Annotated in this window: 13 protein-coding genes; 6 read left to right on the top strand and 7 right to left on the bottom strand. The window is 63.9% G+C overall.

Annotated elements, in window-relative coordinates; all coding sequences use genetic code 11:
* Positions 1-170: 170 nt before the first annotated feature.
* From X735_RS152485 to X735_RS152495, 3 genes are read left to right on the top strand one after another with little or no spacing between them, the layout of a single operon-like run.
* Entirely contained in the window at positions 171-1214 is a 1044-nt protein-coding gene (locus tag X735_RS152485) for a class II aldolase/adducin family protein (RefSeq protein WP_023811050.1), read from the top strand.
* 7 nt (positions 1215-1221) lie between these two features.
* Positions 1222-2496: an FGGY-family carbohydrate kinase gene (locus tag X735_RS152490; protein ID WP_031213187.1), complete on the top strand. Its 1275-nt coding sequence runs from the start codon at positions 1222-1224 to the stop codon at positions 2494-2496.
* Positions 2493-3344, top strand: a complete 852-nt coding sequence (locus tag X735_RS152495) for a TIGR01459 family HAD-type hydrolase (protein WP_023811048.1) — start codon at positions 2493-2495, stop codon at positions 3342-3344. Before X735_RS152490 ends, X735_RS152495 begins: the two co-directional genes overlap by 4 nt.
* On the opposite strand, the gene X735_RS152500 is transcribed toward X735_RS152495, so the two are convergent.
* Entirely contained in the window at positions 3331-4341 is a 1011-nt protein-coding gene (locus X735_RS152500; RefSeq protein ID WP_023811047.1) for a sugar-binding transcriptional regulator, read from the bottom strand. The genes X735_RS152495 and X735_RS152500 overlap by 14 nt on opposite strands.
* A gap of 159 nt (positions 4342-4500) precedes the next feature.
* Between X735_RS152500 and X735_RS152505 the strand changes: the two genes are divergently transcribed.
* Positions 4501-5304 (top strand): hypothetical protein, encoded by an 804-nt coding sequence (locus X735_RS152505; RefSeq protein ID WP_023811046.1) that lies wholly within the window; start codon positions 4501-4503, stop codon positions 5302-5304.
* 14 nt (positions 5305-5318) lie between these two features.
* On the opposite strand, the gene ptsP is transcribed toward X735_RS152505, so the two are convergent.
* The 5 genes from ptsP to X735_RS152530 all read right to left on the bottom strand — a co-directional run bounded on the left by ptsP (position 5319) and on the right by X735_RS152530 (position 10148).
* The gene (gene ptsP, locus X735_RS152510; RefSeq protein ID WP_023811045.1) at positions 5319-7298 is read right to left on the bottom strand and encodes a phosphoenolpyruvate--protein phosphotransferase; all 1980 of its coding nucleotides are present in this window, start codon (positions 7296-7298) and stop codon (positions 5319-5321) included.
* 55 nt (positions 7299-7353) lie between these two features.
* The gene (locus X735_RS152515; RefSeq protein ID WP_023811044.1) at positions 7354-7734 is read right to left on the bottom strand and encodes a PTS glucitol/sorbitol transporter subunit IIA; all 381 of its coding nucleotides are present in this window, start codon (positions 7732-7734) and stop codon (positions 7354-7356) included.
* A gap of 108 nt (positions 7735-7842) precedes the next feature.
* Positions 7843-8844 carry a PTS glucitol/sorbitol transporter subunit IIB gene (locus X735_RS152520; RefSeq protein WP_023811043.1) on the bottom strand — a complete coding sequence of 334 codons (1002 nt, stop codon included), beginning with the start codon at positions 8842-8844 and terminating at the stop codon, positions 7843-7845.
* Between the two features lie 16 nt (positions 8845-8860).
* Positions 8861-9622 carry a PTS glucitol/sorbitol transporter subunit IIC gene (locus X735_RS152525; RefSeq protein ID WP_013529328.1) on the bottom strand — a complete coding sequence of 254 codons (762 nt, stop codon included), beginning with the start codon at positions 9620-9622 and terminating at the stop codon, positions 8861-8863.
* Positions 9623-9710: 88 nt separating this feature from the next.
* Positions 9711-10148, bottom strand: coding sequence for a transcriptional regulator GutM (locus X735_RS152530; RefSeq protein WP_023811041.1), 438 nt, complete (start codon positions 10146-10148; stop codon positions 9711-9713).
* A 195-nt stretch (positions 10149-10343) separates the two neighbouring features.
* Between X735_RS152530 and X735_RS152535 the strand changes: the two genes are divergently transcribed.
* Complete coding sequence (locus X735_RS152535) at positions 10344-10985, top strand: hypothetical protein (RefSeq protein ID WP_023811040.1); 642 nt, start codon at positions 10344-10346, stop codon at positions 10983-10985.
* Between the two features lie 93 nt (positions 10986-11078).
* Positions 11079-11753 (top strand): HAD family phosphatase, encoded by a 675-nt coding sequence (locus tag X735_RS152540; RefSeq protein WP_023811039.1) that lies wholly within the window; start codon positions 11079-11081, stop codon positions 11751-11753.
* Here X735_RS152540 and X735_RS152545 read toward each other — a convergent pair.
* Entirely contained in the window at positions 11750-12925 is a 1176-nt protein-coding gene (locus tag X735_RS152545; RefSeq protein ID WP_023811038.1) for a DUF930 domain-containing protein, read from the bottom strand. The two genes, X735_RS152540 and X735_RS152545, sit on opposite strands and share 4 nt — an antisense overlap.
* Positions 12926-12990 lie beyond the last annotated feature (65 nt).

Here is a 12990-nt window from a genome sequence, read left to right as displayed (position 1 = left end):
TCCATGGCAGTTGGCGCAACTTACTCAACATTAGCCGGATTGCAAGCGGGTTTTGATGATACTAGATCACTGTTGACGTAGATCACTCGTATCTGCGATATCAGCGCCAATTCGACCCCGGCAACGGGATTTCGCGCAGGACACGGCCGAGCCGTTGGAGGAAAAGCGCCATGGCGACCCAAGCTGATGCGCAGGAGCTGGCGGCCTTACGGGCGCTTTCGGCCAGCATCGGGCAGAGCCCGCATCTGACCCAGGCGGCAGGCGGCAACACCTCGCTGAAAGCCGGCGACACGCTGTGGATCAAGGCCTCCGGCACCTGGCTGAAGGACGCGCTGGTCGATGACATCATGGTGCCGGTGGCGATGGCGCCGTTGCTGAGAGCCGTCGAACAGCGCGATCGCGCCGCCGACCAGCCGCAGGGTTTCACCATTGCAGCGCTCAACCCGCGCGGCCTGCGGCCGTCGATCGAGACCACGGTGCACGCCCTGATGCCGCAGCGCGTGGTTCTTCACGTCCATTGCGTCGACACCATCTCGCTTGCCGTGCAGGCCGATGGCGAGGCCGAGGTCGCCAGGCGGCTCGATGGCATCGAATGGGCCTATGTGCCTTATTTCCGGCCGGGCCTGCCGCTTGCACGCGGCATTGCCGAGAAACTGCGGCCTGGTGTCGACGTGCTGATCCTTGGCAATCACGGGCTGGTCGTCGCCGCCGAAACCGTCGCCGAGGCGGAGCTTCTGCTGCGCCGTATCAGGTCATTGCTGGCCCGGCCGGCGCGCGCGACCGCCGCACCCGACCTCGATGCCTTGGCGGCGCTTGCCGGCGGCAGCTTCTACAGATTGCCGGCCGATGTCGAAGCGCATGCGGTTGCGCTCGACCCTGAGAGCCGCCGCATGGCGCAGGCCGGCAGCCTCTATCCGGACCACGTCATCTTCCTCGGCCAGGGCTCCATCGTGGCGAAACCAGGCGAGGCGGTGGCCGATGTCATTGCACGACTGGACACGTCGCCTGCGGCGATCCTGTTTCCCGGCGCAGGCGTGCTGATGCGCGGCGACGCCAGTGCCGGCGCCGATGCCATGCAACGCTGCCTCGCCGACGTGACGGCGCGCATCGACGTCGCCGCACGGCTGAACTATCTCACCGCTTCCGAGAATGACGAGCTGGTCAACTGGGACGCCGAGCAATATCGCCAGAAGCTCAACGCGGCTGGCGGCTAGCATGGACATGATGCCACTTGTCATCGGCATCGACCTAGGCACATCAGGTGCGCGCGCCGTCGCCATGCGCCCGGATTTTTCCATAGCCGGGCATTCGGCCGTTCCACTCGACAGGTTTGGCCGCGATGACCGAGCCCCCACGGCATGGTGGCAAGCGGTCAAGGCGGTGCTGACGGACCTGCTTTCCGGCATCGACCGCACGGCGGTCCGCGCCATCGCCATCGACGGCACCTCCGGCACGCTGCTGCCGGTCGACGTCGCCGGGCGGCCGCTGGCCGAACCGCTGATGTACAACGACAAGGTCGATGACGACGACATTCTGGCCGCGATCGACCGCACCGCGCCGGCTGCAAGTGCAGCGCACGGAGCGACATCCGGCCTCGCCAAGGCCCTGCGCTTCCAGCATCTGCCGGGCATTGCGGCGGTGCTGCATCAGGCCGACTGGATTGCCGGAAACTTCTCCGGCCGCTTCGACGTCAGCGACGAGAACAATGCCCTGAAGACAGGCTATGATGTCGAGGCCCGCCGCTGGCCGGAATGGATCGCCGCGACCGGAATGCGCGTGGAGTTGCTGCCGCGCGTGGTCGAGCCGGGCGAAGTCACCGGCGCCCTCACCGCGGAAGCCGGGGAACTGTTCGGCTTGCCGCGCGATGTGGCCGTCGTCGCCGGAACCACGGATGGCTGCGCCTCGTTCCTGGCGACCGGTGCTGCCGCGATCGGCGACGGCGTCACCGCGCTGGGATCCTCGCTGACCATCAAGATCCTGTCCGACCGGCCGATTTCGGCGCCGCGCTTCGGCATCTACAGCCACCGGCTCGGCAACGCCTGGCTGGCAGGCGGTGCGTCGAATTCCGGCGGCAAGGTGCTGGCTCAGCATTTTCCGCTCGCCCGTATCATCGAACTCAGCGCAAAAATCGACCCGGAGACCGACACCGGCCTCGATTACTATCCGCTTCCCGCCACGGGCGAACGATTTCCGATCGCCGATCCGGCGCTGCCGCCTCGCCTTGCACCCCGGCCGGCGGACGACGCCGATTATCTGAAAGCGATGTTCGAAGGCATCGCCGCGATCGAAGCGCTCGGCTATGACAGGCTTGCCGAACTCGGCGCGCCCGCGCTGATATCGGTCAGGAGCGTCGGAGGCGGGGCGGCGAACCCAGCCTGGACGGCAATCCGGCGGCGCAGGCTCGGCGTCGATTTCCTGCCCGCGCTTTCCGACGAGGCCGCCGCCGGCACGGCGCGGCTGGCGCTGATGGGTGCAAGCCGGGCAGGACTCCTATGAGCGCGAAAACGATCGAACGTCTCGACGGCATCGGGCCGCTGGCGGAGCGCTACGACGTGTTCCTGCTCGACCAGTTCGGCGTGCTGCATGACGGCACACGGCCCTATCCGGGCGCGGTGGCAGCGCTGTCGGCGCTGAAGCGCGCCGGCAAGACCGTGGTGCTGGTTTCGAACTCCGGCAGGCGGGCACGACCCAATGAAAGCCGGCTCATAAAACTCGGCTTCGAAGCGGGAAGCTGGGATCATTTCGTTTCTTCCGGCGAGGTGGCGTGGCGATCCTTTAGGGAGATGGCGACGTCGGGGAAGCTGCGCCCAGGGACAAAATGCCTGCTGATCAGCCGTGAAGCTGACCGCTCCGCGATCGAGGGCCTGCCTTTTGTGCTGACCGGGTCCGGCGATGAGGCCGAACTGGTGCTGATCGCGGCCAGCGAGGGTGACCGCTTTGACCTCGACCATTATCGCAGGCTGTTCGCGCCGGCCGCAGAGCGGCGGGTGCCGTGTTTCTGCACCAATCCCGACATCATCATGCTGACGGCCGTTGGCCCTCGCTTCGGCGCCGGCCGTCTGGCCGATCTCTATGAAAGCCTGGGCGGCAGCGTTACCCGAATCGGCAAGCCCGACAAGGCGATTTTCGACGCCGCGCTGGCGCTGGCCGGCGAGCCGGACCGTGGCACCGTGGTCTGTGTCGGCGACAGCGTCGAACACGATATATCGGGCGGAAACAGCACCGGCATCGCCACCGCGCTGGTGCTGAGCGGAATACTGGCGGACACACCGGATCTCGCCGCTGTTTTCGACGAACAGCAGGCCTGGCCGGACTACATCACGGACAGCTTCAGCTTCCGCTGACCGCTTCCAGCATGCGCCGCGCGCTCTCCTCGTCGGTGATCAGGATGGTTGGGGCAATGAGGGTCATGGCGCCGAGCAGCGCTTCGGTTTTCTCCTCGCCACCGGAAGTGAGGATACGGATCGGTGCCTTGCGCAGACGGTCGACATCCACCGACATCACGTGGCTGTTGACGGGATGGTCGACCAGATCGCCGTTGCGGTCGAAGAAATGGAACAGGAGGTCACCCACGGCGCCACGCGCAAGCAGGGCCTCCCGATCCGCCTCCTTGAGGAAGCCGCCACGAGAGAAGGTGGTGGCCGAGGCGATCCCGCCGACGCTCAGCAGAACGGCATCGAGCACGTCGGCCATCTCGAAAATCTCCTGCAGGCCGCAGCGCTCGATCAGTGCGATCTTGGTCTCGACGCTGTCGACGACGGCTGGTGTCGGCATCAGATAGCCGTCGCCCTGGAATATCTGAGCGAAGCGCCAGGCGAACTCGGCTGGGTTGACCCGGCGCACGACGCCGACACCGCCAAGCAGCGAAATCACCTTGAAATCGGTGAGCGACTTGGCGCTGATGAAGGGCAGGCTCGAGAACAGCGTCTGCCCCCAGCCGACGCCGACCCGCATCCCGGACTTCATCGTGTCCGACAGGAAACTGCCGGTCTTGGCGCTGATCGCTGGTATCGGATCGGCATCGGGTGCCGAAAGCGGCGCCACCAGCGCCTGCTGCAGCCCGAACGTCTTCTCCAGCGCGCGCTCAAGCCGCACGATTTCCGACAATTCGCTCTCGATGGTGATCTTCACTTCGTTGCGCGCCCGGGCATCCGCCAGCATGCGCACGATGGTGACGCGACCGACGCCGAGCACGTCGGCGATCTCGTTCTGCGTCATCTGTTCGACGAAATACATCCAGGCGGCGCGAATCCTGAGGCGATCCGTCCGGCTTTCGCTGGCGACCTGCTCGGTTGCCTCGCCTCGACCGTCTTCGCTTTCGCCCTGTCGTCGTCTGCCCAAGTCTGTCTCTCCCCCTGCGGCGACGGACGAGCGCGCTGCCGCCGATTCTGCATGCTGGTCTAGTATCGCCTATTGATCTACCAATCGATAGGAACAATGTAGAGAGTGGCGGCTGCCCCGGTTGGCGGCTATCCGCAGCAAATTTCAAGGCGATCCGCGATGCTCCGACAAATCTCCGAAGATGTCCGCGTCAATCTGAAGGACCGGCTGCGGGAAGTCCGCGAAATCATCCGCCAGAGCCGCCATGACGGCAGCGGCGATGCCAGCATCCTGCGCGAAGCAACCAGCCATCTGCCGCCGTTTCCAGGCAAGGGCATCGAAGGCCTGCTCAGCCATGCCGCGAGTGCCGTCGACGAAGCGCTGTCGATCGCTGAAGCTTTCGTCCCGCATGAGCGCCCGATCAAGGTGGACGGCACGACGGTGAAGGGCCTCGGCACCTATTTCCCGGTCGGCAACGAGGATCGCCAACTGGACGCCGAACGCCTGTTCCGGCGCGATATGTATTATCTGACCAAGGCGGTTCTTGCCGGCCTGAACATCGACAATGCCCGCATCCACGAAGCCGATTTCGCGGCCGTCCATGCCACGATGCGCAAGCGGCATGGCGATCTGCTGGCCGCGTTGGCCGCGCCAGGTGCCGGACTGCAGGCAATCGCGGCCACCTGTTCGGCGCTGCTGGTCGAGTGCCTCGGCCAGCGTCCGGTCCGCTTTGCCGAAACGATGTCCGAAACGCCGGCGGTGGTGGGCAGCAGCGCGCTTGACGTAAGCTGCCTGGCACCGCTCGCTTTGGCCTGCGGCCTGGCGACCGCCGGCAGGGACGGCGCGCCGGAGCCGGATATGCTGGAGATCGCGATACTGGCGGCGGATATTCGCCACGACCGCATCGTTCAGGCCTGCGCCAAGGCAAACCCGATCGCTGAACTGACACCGGTGTTCGCCACCTTGCTTGCCCATCTGCCGTAGTTGGCCGGCCTGGGCTAGCCTTCAGCGGCCATGGCCATGATCGCTTTCTTGGCGCGCTGGATGGAAGCCGGGCTCATCGAGAGTTCGGTCAGCCCCATCTTCACAAATGTCGCAATGAGATCCGGACGGCCGGCCGCCTCACCGCACATGCCGACCATGATACCGGCGGCGACGCCGGCTTTTGCCGTCATTTCGATCGCCGACATGACGGCTGGATTGGTGACATCGTTGAGCTTGGCGACGGTCGGATTGAGCCGGTCCGCGGCCATGATGTACTGGGTCAGATCGTTGGTGCCGATCGAGAAGAAAGCGACCTCCTTGGCCAGCGTCGGGGCGATCAGCACGGCGGCCGGGGTTTCGATCATTACGCCGAGATCGAAGGTCGCATGCGGCACGCCTTCGGCTTTCAGCTCGGCCGTGCATTCGTCAACCAGCACGCGCGTCTGCCTGACCTCCGAGAGGTCGGACACCATCGGCAGCATCACCTTGATGTTGCCGTGCACGGCTGCGCGCAGCAGCGCCCGCAGTTGGCGCTTGAAGATGTCGGGCCGGTCGAGACACATGCGGATGCCGCGCCAGCCGAGGAAGGGGTTTTCCTCGTCGGGAAATTCGATGCCGGCAATCGGCTTGTCACCGCCGATGTCGAGCGTGCGTACAATGACCGGATAAGGCGCAAAAGCCTTGGCCAGCGCCGCATAGGTCTCGGCCTGCATGTCTTCCGAGGGCAGATGCATATGGCGCATGAACAAAAGCTCGGTGCGGAACAGGCCGATGCCCATGGCACCAGCCTCTTGCGCCGCTTCGATTTCCTCGAGTGAGCCGATATTGGCCGCGACCTCGATGATCCTGCCGTCGGCGAGCTTCGGCGTCACCGTCTTGAAGATGGTCAGGCCGGCGCGCTCCTTTGCCGCCGCTTCGACGCGGCCGGCGAAATCGGCACGGGTCGCCTCGTCGGGGTCGATGATCACATGGCCGGCATTGCCGTCGAGCGCGACGTCTCGCGCGGTGCGCAAGGCATTGACCTGGCCGCCGAGGCCGAGCACTGCCGGAATGCCGTGCGAGCGCGCGATGATGGCGATGTGCGAGGTGGCGCCGCCATGGCCGCACACCACGCCGCCGATACGCTTCAGCGGCGCGCGTGCCAGATCCCAGGCGCCGATGTCATCGGCAATCAGGATAGCCCCTTCGGGTATGTTTTCGAGGCTGACATCGTCTTGGCCCAGCAACACGAGGCAGATCTGCCGCCCGACCGCATGAACGTCATCCGCCCGCGCGTTGAGATAGTGATCGTCGACCGCGCTGAATTCGGCGGCAATGGTGGAGGCAGCGGTGATGACGGCGGAGACCGCGTCATTGCCGCCCTTGATCAGGCCCTCGGCCTCACCAGTCAGGCTATCGTCGGCGGCGATATCCCTGAGCGCGGCGACGATGCCGCGGTCTCCAGCCGACAGGCTGTCCTGCGCCAACGCATTATCCATACGGGCCTGGACCGCGCCGACGGCCGTGCGGAACCTGTCGATCTCGCCTTCTATCTCCTCGGCCCGCAACACGCGGCCCTGTCCGGCGATATCGGGTGGAAAATGCGCAAAGGCCGGGCCGATGGCGAAACCTTCGCTGGCGGCCACGCCACGCAGGCGGTTTGCCCCGTCAGGTGCCGCCGGCACGGATCCGGGCGCGGGTGCCGCTTCCTGCCCGGCATCGTTCGCCGGGCTCTGCGCCTCCGCTTCATCATCGAGGCCGGCCCGCGGATTCTCGAGATAGCCGATCAGCGCCTCGAGTGCCTCGATGGCATCGGCGCCATTCGCCCGCACCGTGACTTCCTGGTTCTCCTTGACCGCCAGCAGCATCAGCTTGACCGAACTCTTGGCGCTGACCGCCTTGCCGTCCTTGACCAGTTCGACGTCGGATTCGAAGCCCTTGGCGAGCTTCACGAACCGCGTCGCGGGACGGGCGTGCAAACCTTCATGCACTCTGACGATGGTCGAGCGTTCCATGGCAATACTCTGGTTTTGGGCGCCGCTCCCAACATAGGCCACGGCGCGAATGCTGTCAGGCGGCGATGGTGATGATTGCGCCGGTCTTCAGGGCGGCCACCAGCGCTTGCGGGTCGACTTGCGACGCACAGATCTCGCCCGGCCTCTCGGCCTCGGTAGCGCCGTTGAACGAGATGACGACATGGCCCATTTCCAGCACCTTGCTCCACGCGCTGGAGCCGACCGCTGTGATAACAGCGACAACCGGGCCGAGGGTGATCGAAGCGCCCTTGGCGGGCGCTCCGTCACTTGGTCCCTGCTCCGCCTTGTGGAGCACCGAAACCTCGGCAAGCTCCGGCGGCGAGCCATCCGCAAACAGGATGACCACGCCCCCTTCGGCAAGGTCCGCCACTTCGGGGCCGATGGCAGTGACCCGTGTTCTCAACAGAACCGTCATATGGCGAACCTCATTTTCTCAACTTTCCCTAGAGCGGTGAACCGCTCTAACTCTTTGTTTTGACGCAATTTCCAAGGGAAAGCATTATGCGCTTTTCCCAGAGTTGCCTTAGAACACGATCAGGCTGACGACCCAGGCGATCAGCACCGAGACCGGCCCCATGATCTGGCGGCTGATGAGCACCGCCGGAACGCCGATTTCGATCGTCTTCGGCTTGGCCTCACCGAGCGCCAGGCCGACGGGGACGAAGTCGCAGCCCACCTGGGTATTGTAGGCAAACAGCGCCGGCAGTGCCATTGCCGGCGAAATCGTGCCGTTGGCGATCTGCGGGCCGATGATGGCGACGCCGATGACCTGCGCGATGACAGCGCCTGGCCCGAGAATGGGCGACAGGAACGGCAGGCCGCAGATCGCCGAGATGATCAGCAGGCCGACGATGTTGTTGGCCAGCGGACCCATCGGCTGCGCCAGCACATCGCCGATGCCGGTATACAGGATCAGACCGATGAGCATGGTCACGAAGGCCATGAACGGCAGCACGTTGCGGATGACCTGGTCGATGGTGCGGCGGCCGGCATTGAAGAAGATGCCGACGATACGTCCCATGACCCGGCCGATCGTGCTGATGAGGCCGATCAGCCCACCCTCGCTCGGCAGCGGCTGTGGTGCCGCGGCCGCATTGTTGCTTGAACTCATCGCTGCTGCTCCCCCTGCAGTCGTGACCGTTTCGGATCCGTCCGCCATTGTGATGTTGGCCGGCTTCACGCCCGAAACGTAGATGTCCTCGGTGATGAACTGGGCCAGCGGCCCCGATTGACCGACCGGCGTCAGATTGACGGTCGGGATGCGCTTGCGCGGATAGACGCCGCATCGTGCGGTGCCGCCGCAATCGACGACCACCACCGCCATCTCGCTTTCGATCGGCGGCGCCCTGAAGCCGTCGACGGCTTCGCCACCGGTCATGTCGGCAATAAGCTGTGCCACCGGGTGGATGCCACCACCGGTGACGGAAACAACCTTGCTGCGCTGTTCGGTCGGCTCGATCACGAGCGGGCCACCCCAACCGGTCTTGCCCCGGGAGATGCGTACGGCTTTATATGTCTTGGCCATGATGTCCTCCCCGCCCTTACAGCTCGACGCCCTGGCGGCGTGCCATGATGGCGGTGATGCGTTCGGTCAGCATGCCCTTGAGCAGGATGACGACGAGACCGACGATTGCGTACCAGATCGCCACCTTGACGTGGTAACCGGCAACGACGACGCCCTTCTTTTCCAGCTCCAGCAGCGCAACGAGAATGCCGCCCCAGACGAAATACTCGCCGGGATTGATGTGCGGGAACAGGCCGAGCGGCGGGTGCACATAGGACACGGCCGCGTCATAGAAGGCCGGCTTGTGCTTTTCTTCCAGGAACGATCCGAACGTATAGGCCATCGGATTGGTGAGGAAGAACACCGCCAGCAGCGGCAACAGCGTGTAGCGCGTCAGCGCGATCCGGCCGGCGCCGCGCGCCAGGCCATGCACGCGCTCTTCGCCGACCAGTTCGGTGACGGCGTAGAAGGCCGTCATCAGCACCACCAGCGTCGGGATGATGCCGGTGACGAAGCCGGCGAAGACCTCGCCGCCCTTCTGGAAGATGCCGATGAAGTACTTGCCGATGGCGGTCAGCCAGCCGAGCTGCTCTTCCTGCTGGACGTCCTTCAGCTTTTCCTTGAACTGATCGACGGTGATCGGTCCGCTGTCCGCTTGTGCGAGGACAACGAGATGGTCGGAGGCATGCTCGACTGCGAGCTTGCCATGCAATGCGGCATCCGAGACCATGGCACCTGCGACATGCAGATTGTGCACGGCCATGTCGGCATGCTGCGCCAACAACGAAAATACAGACATTTCTCCTCCTTATGCCACCCGCCGGTTGATCCCAGTCGGTGCGCGGCGTCCTCTATCCCTTTGATTTAGAGCCCGAAATCCTGCGGCCCTAAGCCCTTGCTATGTTCAAGCCGGACAGGCCCGGCTTCTTCCCCGGCTCCGACCGTGTCTTGTCGATCTGCTCGATCGCCCGTTTCACGGCCTCGGCCACACCGGGTTCCCCCTCCCCCATGATTGCAGGGTTGGACCGGAGTTTATCGAGGGGAACACCCTCGAATTCTTCATGTCTTTTGAATTTGGTGAAGACGGAACGGCCGCTCATCACCATCAGGCGGCGCACGACCAGATCAGGCGTCACCACGACGAGCGCGATGGTGCCCTTGGCCAACCGGCCGCGAAAATTGCCGGCTCCGACGAAGCCATCCTTGTACTGGTCGGTGACGCCCCTGAAGACATCCGAATAGTGCCGCATCTGCAGCCAGACGCCGAGCGACTGCAGCGCCCACACGATAACCAGCAGAAGCAGTCCCCACTGCCAAATCGCCATTCGGTTCTCCTCCCGAAGCCTCAGTTGAACCGCACCTTGGACCGGCGCGTGACAACAGCAAAGTGAGAACATTTGTTTCCGAGAATGTCAATATGTATGATATTGGCCTCGGCTGCGGTCATCTACAAGGGCGCTGACCGATTTCGGCCGTGGCGCTGTTGTGCTAGGCTGACCGGGAAACAGGATACGAGGAACATGGAGCTGCCCTTCAGGGACGAGCTGGCCTTGATGCCGGATCTTCGCCATCGGCTGCGGCAGCTGCGCTGGTTCCGCGCCACCTTTCGCGGCAGCGCCAAGGTGGTCTCGGACACGTTCGGCGTGCGCTTCGAGATCGACGAGGCCAAGCTCACCAGAGCCTTTCTCGACTGGGTCGAGATCATGGAAGCGCAGAAGCGCTTCGCCGCGATCGACCGCGCCGACTTCATCGTCTTTGCCGCCGGCCTCGTGCTGCGCGAGTTGATAAAACAGGCGCCGGCAAAAGAAATATCCGGCCTCACCCAACTGATCGAGACGGAAACGAACGCCGGCACGCTGGAAATCGTCCGCTTCTGGCCGGAGGGTTTCCTCTACACCAACTACTGCGTCTCGGTGATTTCGGCGATCCACGAGCAGGAATTCGGCACGGCACCCGGCATCGACAAATGCGCCGACGATTTGCGCACATGGTGGTCCTATCGCGAGAATGTGACCGAGATGCCGGCCTATGCGGTGGCTTTCCTCGACCGCTTTCTCGGCGCCGAACCGAACTGGATCACCCCAGATCGCGCGCAGTCCCGGCAAGCCATGCAACGGGCGCTCGGGTCTTCCCGTGCGAGCGATGCGTTGCGCCAGCTTTGAGCCCGCTCTTCGCGCCCCCAAAACGCACGCGCTATTGAACATTTGACTTTTTGCCGATAGCGATGTGCGAAAATTGACTCGAGAGGGAAACGCGTGGCGCGACCAAGGCCTATTATTTTCGATTGCGACGGCGTTCTTGTCGACAGCGAGCCGCTGGCCGCCCGCGCCTATGAGCGCGTCTACGAAAAGCACGGCATGCCCGGTGTCAACACCAGCATCATCGCCCAATGCGTCGGCATGAAGCAGTCCGATATCATCGCCAGGATCAAGGAATTGACCGGGCACCAATTTCCGGCGGCGGCGGACGGCGACATCTGGGCCGAGACCAAGGTGCTGTTCTCGCAGGAATTGAAGCCGACACCGGGAATCACTGCGTTTCTCGCGACGCTTGCGGGCGACCGCTGTGTCGCCTCGTCCTCCTCCGTCGAGCGCATAAACCACAGCCTTGCCGTGACCGGGCTGGCGCGTTTCTTCGGCGACGCGATCTACAGCTCCTCGATGGTCAAGAACGGCAAGCCCGCGCCGGACATCTTCCTCTTCGCGGCGGACAAGATCGGCGCCAATCCCGTTGACTGCATCGTCATCGAGGACTCGCCCTTCGGCATCCAGGGCGCTGTCGCCGCCGGCATGACGGCGATCGGCTACACCGGCGGCGGCCATACCTATGCCGAGCACGCCGCGCGGCTGACAGCTGCCGGTGCCGATTTCGTCTGCGCCGACTGGCAAGAAGTTAGCCGGCAATTGGCTAGGTTTGGTGTGCCGGCCTAGTTTAGGCGATACTTTGTGAATCCACGGCTGGCCCATTCGCCAGGCGGCACCAATGAGCCCACACGGAAGTTGAAGGACAGGACCTTGGTCGCATCGGCGTCGACTTCGCATCGGAAATTTAGGTTATACCAGGCGTTTCTGGTGCTGAAGGCGGCCTGCGGAGGATTGAGAACATTGCCTTTGTCCAGCGTGATGGTTGGCACCCATTTGACCGTATAGTCGGCAGTTTGCAATTCCCGGCTCAGAACGTTGCCGCAAAGGGTGGCCACGCGCTGACCGCGCGGCACATTCTCCATGGAGCTTGTAGCGAACGCATTGCCGGTTGCCCCTTGCGAGTAAAGCTTTCTGACGCCAGGAAGGCCGGAATAGATCGGTGATCCCGCAAGGGCGTTGTTGGTGGGATTTGACCTTCCAGCATTCCCGCTCGGCGCTTTGAAAGCTTTTGCGGGTTTGAACGTCATTGTCTTGGCAGGTTTGGCTTTGGGCTTTGCCTTTTCGGTCGAGGCTGGAGGCGCCGGCTTGTCACCGGTCTCAGCCGTCAATGGCTTTGGCGTCACGACGGCTTGCTTTTCGTCGGGTTGCGGTGCGGGTTCCTGTTTGTCCGGCTGCTGTTTGTCGGTGTCCTCGGTCGCCTGCTTCTCCTCGCTTTGCGCGGGCTTTTCGTCCGGCGCAACGGTGGCTGGCTTCTCGTCAGACTTGCTGGGCTCTGCCTTCTGCTGTGGCGTTGCAGCCGGGGCGGGCTGGGTCGGCGCGGGTGTCGGTGCTACAGGCGGCTTCGGCGCCTCATCCTTGGCCGGCGACGGCGTGTTGGGTTTAGCGCTGCTTCCGTCGAGCGATTTCTCCGGCCCGGTATCTTTCTGGCCGTACTGGAAAACGCGCTTCAAAACCTGGTCGTCTGGCGGTTTCGGCGGTTCCGGAGGCGGCTTTTGTTCAGGCGGCTTTTCAGCCTTCTTTTCAGGTGTCGGCTCCGGTGGCTTTGGAGCAGGTTTCGGCTTGGGCTTTTCGGGCGGGGGCACGATCGCGACATTGACGGGCTGTTCCTGCTGAGCCGGCTGCTGCTCGGGTCTCGGCAGGCCATAGACCAGAAACGCCGCGATGAGTGCATGCAGGATCAGCGATGCGGGCAAAGCCCACAGCAGATGCCGCCGCCGTTCTCCTGTTTCGCCCTTCATCCGCACCGATGTGGAATGAAATGGCGGCGGCTTCAAGCATAGGTAGTGGATTGGCTTGATTTAAC

The organism is Mesorhizobium sp. L2C084A000, from assembly GCF_000502875.1.
Classification (GTDB): domain Bacteria; phylum Pseudomonadota; class Alphaproteobacteria; order Rhizobiales; family Rhizobiaceae; genus Mesorhizobium.
The sequence above is the reverse complement of the archived record's forward strand: the minus strand, read 5'-3'. Positions and strand labels throughout refer to the sequence as shown.

Excerpts from the sequence above, each read along its gene's own strand:
- X735_RS152545 (WP_023811038.1), bottom strand. The coding sequence starts at position 12,925 with ATGAAGGGCGAAACAGGAGAACGGCGGCGGCATCTGCTGTGGGCTTTG.
- X735_RS152490 (WP_031213187.1), top strand. The coding sequence starts at position 1,222 with ATGATGCCACTTGTCATCGGCATCGACCTAGGCACATCAGGTGCGCGC.
- X735_RS152530 (WP_023811041.1), bottom strand. The coding sequence starts at position 10,148 with ATGGCGATTTGGCAGTGGGGACTGCTTCTGCTGGTTATCGTGTGGGCG.
- X735_RS152485 (WP_023811050.1), top strand. The coding sequence starts at position 171 with ATGGCGACCCAAGCTGATGCGCAGGAGCTGGCGGCCTTACGGGCGCTT.
- ptsP (WP_023811045.1), bottom strand. The coding sequence starts at position 7,298 with ATGGAACGCTCGACCATCGTCAGAGTGCATGAAGGTTTGCACGCCCGT.
- X735_RS152505 (WP_023811046.1), top strand. The coding sequence starts at position 4,501 with ATGCTCCGACAAATCTCCGAAGATGTCCGCGTCAATCTGAAGGACCGG.
- X735_RS152520 (WP_023811043.1), bottom strand. The coding sequence starts at position 8,844 with ATGGCCAAGACATATAAAGCCGTACGCATCTCCCGGGGCAAGACCGGT.
- X735_RS152515 (WP_023811044.1), bottom strand. The coding sequence starts at position 7,734 with ATGACGGTTCTGTTGAGAACACGGGTCACTGCCATCGGCCCCGAAGTG.
- X735_RS152495 (WP_023811048.1), top strand. The coding sequence starts at position 2,493 with ATGAGCGCGAAAACGATCGAACGTCTCGACGGCATCGGGCCGCTGGCG.
- X735_RS152525 (WP_013529328.1), bottom strand. The coding sequence starts at position 9,622 with ATGTCTGTATTTTCGTTGTTGGCGCAGCATGCCGACATGGCCGTGCAC.
- X735_RS152535 (WP_023811040.1), top strand. The coding sequence starts at position 10,344 with ATGGAGCTGCCCTTCAGGGACGAGCTGGCCTTGATGCCGGATCTTCGC.